Consider the following 2,378-nt stretch of genomic DNA (forward strand, 5'->3'; position numbering starts at 1 on the left):
TGGCGGCGTTTATATTGGCATGGGCGCACATCATATCGTGGCAAACCCTGGCACAATTACGGGCAGTATCGGCGTGATTCTGCGGGGTAACAATTTAGAGCGTTTGCTTGATAAGATTGGCGTATCGTTCAAGGTGATTAAGTCTGGCCCCTACAAGGATATTTTGTCCTTTGATCGGGAACTAACTGCCCCAGAACAAGCAATTCTTCAGGAACTCATTGATACAAGCTACCACCAGTTTGTACGGACAGTTGCAGATGCTCGCAATTTGTCGGTGGAGGCTGTCCAAAATTTTGCTGACGGACGCATTTTCACTGGTGAGCAGGCGTTAGCCCTAGGCATAATTGATCGGCTTGGCAGTGAAGATGATGCCCGTCGGTGGGCGGCTGAGCTAGTGGGCTTGGATCCAGATAAAACTAAGTGCGTCACTTTAGAAGAGCGTAAACCTTTAGCACGCCGACTATTATCAAATAGAATCGCAAACAATCGTAACAAATACCTACCGGCTGAATTCGTGACTGCCTTGGATTGGATAGAATTTGAACTGGCGACCAATGGTATGCCGTTGTGGCTATATCGTCCTTAGATAAAATCTGGAGGCTTTTTCAACGTGGAGTGGCGAGTGCGGGCAATTCGTGGCGCAACAACAGCAGAGGCAAACTCAGCGATCGCAATTCGTGAAGCTGTAACCGAGCTGTTGGATGAGTTAGAAACATGGAACCAGCTAGATCTGGACGAGGTGATTAGTGTAACTTTTTCAGCAACTCGTGATTTAGATGCGCTCTTTCCAGCGGCTGTAGCTCGTGAACGCCCCGGCTGGTCAGCTATTCCTCTCTTAGATGTACAACAGATGCACGTTGAGGGCAGCCTAGAACGCTGTATTCGCTGTCTAATTCACTTCAACACACCCAACCCTGCAACCTCTATCTACCATCCCTACCTACGGGGGGCCGTGATTCTCCGGCCTGACCTAGCTAATCATCATCAGTCTGGTACGTTACTACAAACCATCAGCCTCAAGCATTCCCTGGCCACCAAATGATCCGGAGGATCCGGTTGACCAGCAGTTACTCAGCATTACCCACTGCCTAGGACTAAGGTCTTCGGCGCGGGCAGTTGTGGGAATGTCTAGTTGGGCTAGAAGCTGGCTAAGATGGTCTCGTTCTATCTCGCCCTTGAGATTATTGCGCAGCATCTTGCGTCGTGTAGCAAATCCCAAGGTCACGAGACGTTGCAATAGAACTGGATCGGCGGCCGCCAATTCAAATCTGCGAGGACGCAGGCGAATCACAGCAGAGTCTACCTGTGGTGGCGGAGAAAAGCTTTTAGCGGGCACAGAACAGATTAGTTCACAAGCTGCTAAGTACTGTACCCGCACGGACAATGCTCCATAAACTTTGGATCCAGGTCTGGCACACAGACGCTCAGCAACTTCCTTTTGCACGAGCAACACGATCGTCTGGTAGGGGCAAGGTTGTGGCTTGGCAATTGTGCCCAACAATCGCTCTAGGATAGGCCCCGTGATGTTGTAGGGAATGTTAGCTACAACCTTATTAGGATCCTGAAACAGAGGATATTCCTGCAAAAGAGAACCCAAGTCGAGGGAGAGGAAGTCTCCTTGCAGCAGCAGAAAGTTGAGATGCTGGCCTAGGGTTCGAGTTAAAAGTTGACACAAATCCCGATCAAGTTCCACAGCTAGCAGAGACTTTACCAACGGCAAGAGTCGGCGGGTCAAGATACCTGTGCCAGGGCCAATTTCTAAAACGCAATCAGTATTACACAACTCAGCCGCTGCTACAATTTGCTGCAAAACCTGCTCGTCTCGTAACCAATGTTGTCCAAACTGCTTGCGTGCTTTGATAGCCATTTGTTTATTTTGGGTATGATTAATTATTTTAAACCTGTGAAATATTGAAATCTAGAGTCACCTGCTCCCCCAGATTATGGATACATTTGAGAAGCTGACGGAACCAAAATACTGGCTACTAGGTATCGCCACCATCCTGATTGCTTTGCATTTGACTGTACTAGGCAAAACAGATGATTCAGAGTTGTTTGCAACCTGTGTCCTGTTCTGGATTGTGATTATCTCCCTAATGTGGGACAAGCGCACCTCCCTTATCTTGGAAAGTGACACTATATCCACAGTTCTAGGAGCATTGCTAATTGGGTTGGTTCTAGTCAGAAGCTTGCAGCCTGATGGTTATCACATTCGCGTTGCACCGTTTGTATCAATGTTGGGATTAGGGTTGATGGCCTCTGGGTTCAAGGGGTTACGCCAATATTGGAAAGAGCTAGTCATTCTTAGCCTATTGATGATATCAACATTTCTTAGCATTGCTCTTCAAGTGATTGATTTGACAACACAAACCGCAAAG

Annotated in this window: 4 protein-coding genes; 3 read left to right on the top strand and 1 reads right to left on the bottom strand. The window is 47.9% G+C overall.

Going from position 1 to position 2,378, the window contains the following annotated elements:
- The coding region (sppA, locus tag NZ772_17495) for a signal peptide peptidase SppA (GenBank protein ID MCS6815352.1) at nucleotides 1-586 on the top strand (586 nt) is incomplete at its 5' end.
- A 24-nt stretch (nucleotides 587-610) separates the two neighbouring features.
- Nucleotides 611-1,042, top strand: a complete 432-nt coding sequence (gene aroH, locus NZ772_17500) for a chorismate mutase (GenBank protein MCS6815353.1) — start codon at nucleotides 611-613, stop codon at nucleotides 1,040-1,042.
- Here aroH and rsmA read toward each other — a convergent pair.
- Nucleotides 1,001-1,867 carry a 16S rRNA (adenine(1518)-N(6)/adenine(1519)-N(6))-dimethyltransferase RsmA gene (gene rsmA, locus NZ772_17505; protein ID MCS6815354.1) on the bottom strand — a complete coding sequence of 289 codons (867 nt, stop codon included), beginning with the start codon at nucleotides 1,865-1,867 and terminating at the stop codon, nucleotides 1,001-1,003. The genes aroH and rsmA overlap by 42 nt on opposite strands.
- Before the next feature lie 76 nt (nucleotides 1,868-1,943).
- Between rsmA and NZ772_17510 the strand changes: the two genes are divergently transcribed.
- Nucleotides 1,944-2,378, top strand: a 435-nt coding sequence (locus NZ772_17510; GenBank protein MCS6815355.1) for an archaeosortase/exosortase family protein, incomplete at its 3' end; no start/stop codon positions are given.

The sequence above is a fragment of the Cyanobacteriota bacterium genome, assembly GCA_025054735.1.
Taxonomy (GTDB): domain Bacteria; phylum Cyanobacteriota; class Cyanobacteriia; order SKYG9; family SKYG9; genus SKYG9.